This is a genomic window from Sporomusa sp. (assembly GCF_035561255.1).
In the GTDB taxonomy this organism is placed as follows: Bacteria; Bacillota; Negativicutes; order Sporomusales; family Sporomusaceae; genus Sporomusa.
Genome location: NZ_DATMXX010000104.1, coordinates 1 through 5,774, shown reverse-complemented (window position 1 = coordinate 5,774; position 5,774 = coordinate 1). Strand labels below are relative to the sequence as shown.

The window sequence follows — 5,774 nt, the reverse complement described above, 5'->3', positions numbered from 1 at the left end:
ACTATGGACTACGGACTATAGACTTAAAGGCGTTTTTTTTTATTTACTGCAGGCAGTGAAAAAAAGGGGGAAGTGCTGGAAAGCATGTCAGGATTTTGTTTCACCAAAAACAGACGCCGGTCGGTTGCCACATCTCATAAGAATACTGGTAAGTCAAAGAAGACTTCGCATTTACGACAGCGGTGTCTTTTTTAATTACTATCGGTTTGCCGGCTGAACCGACAGTGGATAACTGGCTGCTATCTTTCTTAAGATAACAGCATCAGAAAAGAAAAACAGGAGGGGTTCTATATGATTCGCTGTAAATGGTTTTTGGCAGTAATCGCAATACTAGTTTTGTTTGTAACAACCGCTTGCTCTAATTCTGCCCCCGAAACTGCCAAAAAGGAAAAAAACGAGCTGAAAGTGGCAATATCGGCAGCACCGCCAACACTGGATCTGCACAAAACCACTACGCAGATTGCCCAAAAAGTGGGCTGGCATATCTTTGATACCTTGGTTACTCTTGATGAAAATTACCAAGTAGTACCCATGCTGGCTGAGAAAATTGAGATCAGCCCTGACGGAAAAACCACTACACTGTTGCTGCGCAAGGATATTGTTTTTCATAACGGCAAGGTTATGACATCCGAGGATGTGCTGGCCTCTATTAACCGCTGGCGCAATTATTCTTCCCTGGGTAAAGCCAATCTGGGAAAAGCCGAGATTACCGCACCTGATAAAGATACTATTGTCATAAAGCTGCCGGCACCATCAAATGCCGTGCTCTTCTCCCTGGCTTATCCCTCGCAGGGGGCATCCATTATGCCGAAAGAGGTTATTGATGAAGCCGGCGATGGAAATGTCAAACAGTTTGTTGGCACAGGGCCGTTCCAGTTTGTTGAATGGAAACAGGATCAATACATTCACTTGAAAAAGTTTGACGGTTTTAAACCACGCCCAGAACCCGCCAGCGGCCTTGGCGGTAAACGGGAAGCCCTGGTAAAGGATCTCTATTTCATCCCTGTGGGCGATAATGCGACAAGGGTGGCCGGTGTACAAGCCGGCGAATACGATATTGCCGATGAGATCCCCTTTGATAATTATGAAATGTTAAAAAGCAGTACCGGTTTAAAAACAGCCATTGCCCAGGATACGACCTATCTGAATCTGGTGTTTAACAAGAAAAATTCGCTGTTTGCCAATGTTAAAGCCCGCCAGGCAGTGGCTGCCGCCTTGGATATGGATCCCATTATGAAGGCTGTAACAGGAAATCCGGAATTTTATACACTGGATGCCGGGCTGGTATTCCCAAAAGATGCCTGGCATGTGGATAATGGCAAGGAAAAATACAACCAGAAAAATACCGAATTGGCCAAGAAGCTGCTGGCCGAGTCCGGTTACAAGGGAGAACCGGTGGTGTTTCTGGTAACCCGTGATTTTGATTATATGTATAAGAGCTCACTGGTTGTTAAGGAACAACTGGAGCAAATCGGGGTCAATGTCAAGCTGGAGGTATATGACTGGGCTACATTAAACAGCAAACGTTCAAACCAGAATGGCTGGGATATGTTTGTGACAACCTCTTCCGGTTTCAGAGAGCCGACAGCGATCTTATTTCTTGACTCACGTTTAAAGTGGGCAGGCTGGTATAACAACCCGCAAATGGACAACCTGCTTGATCAGATCCGGGAAAGTGCAAATTTTGAGGATGCCAAAAAAATCTTTGGTCAGGCTCAGGCGCTTTACTGGGAAGAGGTCCCGACAGTCAAGCTTGGTAATATGAACGGACTGGTAGTCTATCGGAATTATGTCCAAGGATATCAATACTTTATGGAGTCTCCATTCTGGAATGTTTCTGTTCAATAATCAGCAAGGGGGAAGAGACTTATGCTGAGCTATATCTTCAAACGGATACTGTCGTTAATTCCCGTGCTTGCCGTTGTTGCGCTGGTAGATTTTATTATTATTCATCTGACGCCGGGAGACCCCGCGGTTATTATGCTGGGATCAGATGCCTCTGAAACGGATTTGTCCAAGCTGCGAGAGCAGCTTGGTCTTACTCTTCCAATTTATGTCCAGTTTGGCCATTGGCTTCTGGGGGTGGTGCAGGGAGACCTGGGACGCTCGATTTTTATGGATATGCCGGTTACGCAGGCAATCTGGCAGCACCTGGGGCCTACGGTTTCACTCTCACTGCTGGCAGAGTTGATAGCGGTTTTATTTGCCCTGCCGCTAGGGGTTATGGCAGCAACCAGACGGGGCAGCTGGATTGACCAGCTGTTAATGGTCACCGGGTTATTGGGAATTTCCATCCCCAGCTTCTGGTTGGGACTTAATTTTATCCTGCTGTTCGCCGTGAAACTCAACTGGCTGCCGGCCGCAGGCTATCAGCCGCTGTCCAACGGTTTGCTGAATCATATCAAATATTTGCTGCTGCCGGCTCTGTCGCTGGGGATTATGCAGGCCGCCCTGATTGCCCGCATGACCAGAGCCTCTATGCTGGAGGTACTCAGCGAAAACTATATACGCACAGCTCAGGCCAAGGGATTAAAACAGCAGGTTATTATCTATAAGCATGCCCTGAGAAATGCCTTTATTCCTATTTTAACGGTAATTGGGCTTACGTTTGCAACATTAATCGGTGGCGCAGTCGTAACCGAAATGGTTTTCAATATTCCCGGGATTGGGAAGTTAGTTGTTAATTCGGTTTTACGGCGGGATTATGTGGTGATACAGGGCACGATTCTGATGATTGCCACAGCCTATGTATTTATCAATCTGCTTGTTGATTTACTATACGCTTATATTGATCCGCGTGTTCGCTTTGACGACCAGGCACGATGAAGGGAGATTCTGCAGTGGAAGTTATTTCAAGGAAGAGGCTAATCCTGCGACGTTTTTTAGCTAACCGGCTGGCCGTAACAGGGAGTATCCTGGTCTTGCTGGTTATCCTGATGGCGGTATTGGCACCATTTATTACTGTTTATGACCCGCTTGCCATGAAAGTTGCCGACCGGTTGCAGGCTCCCAGTTCCGTGCATTGGTTTGGAACAGATGAGTTTGGTCGTGATGTGTTCAGCCGGGTTATTTACGGCAGTCAGATTTCCCTGCAGGTGGGGGTGGCTGTTGTTATTATCACCTCACTGGGAGGAGTGGTTTTAGGACTGTATTCCGCCTATTACCGCCGACTGGACATGGTGATTATGAGTATCAATGACGGGATGATGGCCTTCCCCACAATATTGCTGGCGATTGCTATTATTGCCGCTTTGGGGCCGACAATACAAAATGTTATTATTTCCATCAGTGTGGTTTACATCTCCCGGGTGGCACGGGCTGTGAGGGCTGCCGCCCTTGTGGTGCGGGAACAAACCTATATTGAGGCCATCCGCGCCTTAGGGGGAACACCGGCCAGGATTATCTGGCGCCACATCGCCCCTAATTGTCTGTCTCCTTTAATTATTCAGGCTACCTTTATTTTTGCCTACGCGATTATCATTGAGGCTTCACTTAGCTTTCTGGGTGCAGGTACACCGCCGCCGCAGCCAAGCTGGGGCAACATTCTAAACGATGGCCGGACTCTGATACGGCAGGCCTGGTGGATTATGATCTTTCCCGGCTGTGCTGTTGTTATGACCGTACTCGGGCTGAATCTTATTGGCGACGGTCTGCGGGACTTGCTTGATCCACGCACCAACAAAGCCAAAGGCTGATCTTAACTACAGAAAATGAGGGATGAGACAAATGGACAATCTTTATCCTTTACTGCAAGTAAATAATTTAAAAACCTATTTTGCGACAGAGCAGGGACCCGTAACTGCAGTTGACGGCATTGATTTCACTGTACATGAAGGAGAAACTGTGGGGCTGGTCGGCGAATCAGGCTGCGGCAAGAGTGTAACATCCCTTTCGGTTTTGCGTTTGTTTGAAGAATACAGCGGCACCAAAATAGAAGGAGAAATTTTGTTTGAAGGTAAAAACCTGCTGAATTCGTCAATGGACGAAATGCAAACCATCCGTGGAAACCGCATAGCAATGATCTTTCAGGATCCCATGACATCATTAAACCCGGTCTTTACGGTTGGCGACCAAATTGCCGAATCAATTATTTTACATCAGCGGCTTGGTAAAAAAGAGGCCTTGGCCAGGGCTGTGGATATGCTGAAACTGGTGGGAATTTCTTCTCCGGAACGGCGGATTCATGAATATCCCCACCAACTATCCGGGGGAATGCGGCAGCGGGTAATGATTGCTATGGGACTGGCCTGCGAGCCCAGACTGCTGATTGCCGATGAACCCACAACCGCACTGGATGTAACCATTCAGGCGCAGATTTTGGATCTAATGCTGGATTTGCAGAAAAAGATTAATATGGGAATTATTCTAATTACCCATGACCTGGGAGTGGTAGCCGAGGTGTGCTCACGGGTAATGGTTATGTATTTGGGCCAAATTGTTGAGGAATGTTCTGTGGAAACATTATTTACACGGCCGGCACATCCTTACACAATCGGCCTGATCCGGTCTATTCCCACCCTGGAAGGCAATCGCCGCGAACCGCTGCACATGATTGCCGGCAAGGTCCCTTCCTTGCAGCAAATTCCGCAGGGATGCCGGTTTGCCCCCCGCTGTCCCCGGGCAGATTCTGTCTGCCGGTCAGAGATTCCGGGCCTGGGCACTGTTGAGACAGCCCACAAAGTACGCTGCTGGCATTATAAAAATCCGGATAAGAGGGTGAACAGTCATGCCGGTCAATGAGGTTGTTGAAGAAAATGAGCCATTAATTAAGGTAAATCATTTAGTAAAGCATTTTCCGGGGAAAAAGGAACTGTTTAAGGCTCCGACTGTGGTAAAGGCTGTTAACGGCCTTTCATTCACTATCGAAAAAGGAGAGACTTATGGCTTGGTCGGCGAGTCCGGCTGTGGGAAAAGTACGACCGGGCGTATGCTGCTGCGACTGATTGAACCTACGTCCGGGGAGGTATTTTACCAGGGAAAAGATATTTTAAAGTTAAACAGGATAGAACTGCGTCAGATTCGTAAAGACATGCAGATCGTTTTTCAGGATCCGTTTTCCGCCCTAAATCCCCGTATCCGGGTTGGTGAAGCCATCAGGGAAGTGCTGGACATCCATAATATCGGTGAGCCTAATACCCGCAGAGAACAAGTCTATGAGCTTTTTCACCGGGTAGGATTAAACAGAGAACAATATGACCGTTATCCACATGAGTTTTCCGGAGGACAGCGGCAGCGGATCGTTCTGGCGAGGGCTCTGGCTGTAGATCCGGGTTTTATTGTGTGCGATGAAGCGGTGTCAGCTCTTGATGTTTCAACCCAGTCGCAGATTATCAATCTTCTGGCAGACTTGCAGCAGGATTTGTCGCTGACGTATTTGTTTATTGCTCATAATTTGAGTGTTGTGCGGCATATTTCTGATAAAATTGGGGTTATGTATCTGGGAAACCTGGTTGAAGAGGCCAATACAGACGACCTATTCTCCGAGCCTTTACACCCGTATACCCAGGCCCTGCTTACCGCGATTCCGCGGACGGATCTGAACCGTAAAAGAGAGCGTATTATTTTGTCCGGTGACGTGCCATCGCCGCTTAATTTACCGGCAGGCTGCGCTTTCCACACCAGGTGTCCGGCCGTCAGGGAGCAGTGCAGGCAGGAAGCTCCACGGCAAAAAATTGTGCATTCCGGACGGCGGGTTGCCTGCCACCTTTATTAACCGGGCCGGATATGGGTTAGGTTTTCATCTATCAACAAAAATATGAAAAATAGTCATAAGA

The 5,774-nt window shown here is 47.9% G+C and carries 5 protein-coding genes; all 5 read left to right on the top strand.

The window, feature by feature from the left end; all coding sequences use genetic code 11:
* Window positions 1-291: 291 nt before the first annotated feature.
* The 5 genes from VN379_RS06160 to VN379_RS06140 are packed head-to-tail and all read left to right on the top strand — an operon-like array spanning window position 292 to window position 5,713.
* Window positions 292-1,848: an ABC transporter substrate-binding protein gene (locus VN379_RS06160; RefSeq protein WP_325531890.1), complete on the top strand. Its 1,557-nt coding sequence runs from the start codon at window positions 292-294 to the stop codon at window positions 1,846-1,848.
* Between the two features lie 21 nt (window positions 1,849-1,869).
* Complete coding sequence (locus VN379_RS06155) at window positions 1,870-2,826, top strand: ABC transporter permease (protein ID WP_325531888.1); 957 nt, start codon at window positions 1,870-1,872, stop codon at window positions 2,824-2,826.
* Window positions 2,827-2,840: 14 nt separating this feature from the next.
* Complete coding sequence (locus tag VN379_RS06150) at window positions 2,841-3,695, top strand: ABC transporter permease (protein ID WP_325531886.1); 855 nt, start codon at window positions 2,841-2,843, stop codon at window positions 3,693-3,695.
* A 31-nt stretch (window positions 3,696-3,726) separates the two neighbouring features.
* Entirely contained in the window at window positions 3,727-4,740 is a 1,014-nt protein-coding gene (locus VN379_RS06145) for an ABC transporter ATP-binding protein (protein WP_325531884.1), read from the top strand.
* Entirely contained in the window at window positions 4,727-5,713 is a 987-nt protein-coding gene (locus VN379_RS06140) for a dipeptide ABC transporter ATP-binding protein (RefSeq protein ID WP_325531882.1), read from the top strand. The genes VN379_RS06145 and VN379_RS06140 overlap by 14 nt, the downstream gene beginning before the upstream one ends.
* Window positions 5,714-5,774: the final 61 nt, after the last annotated feature.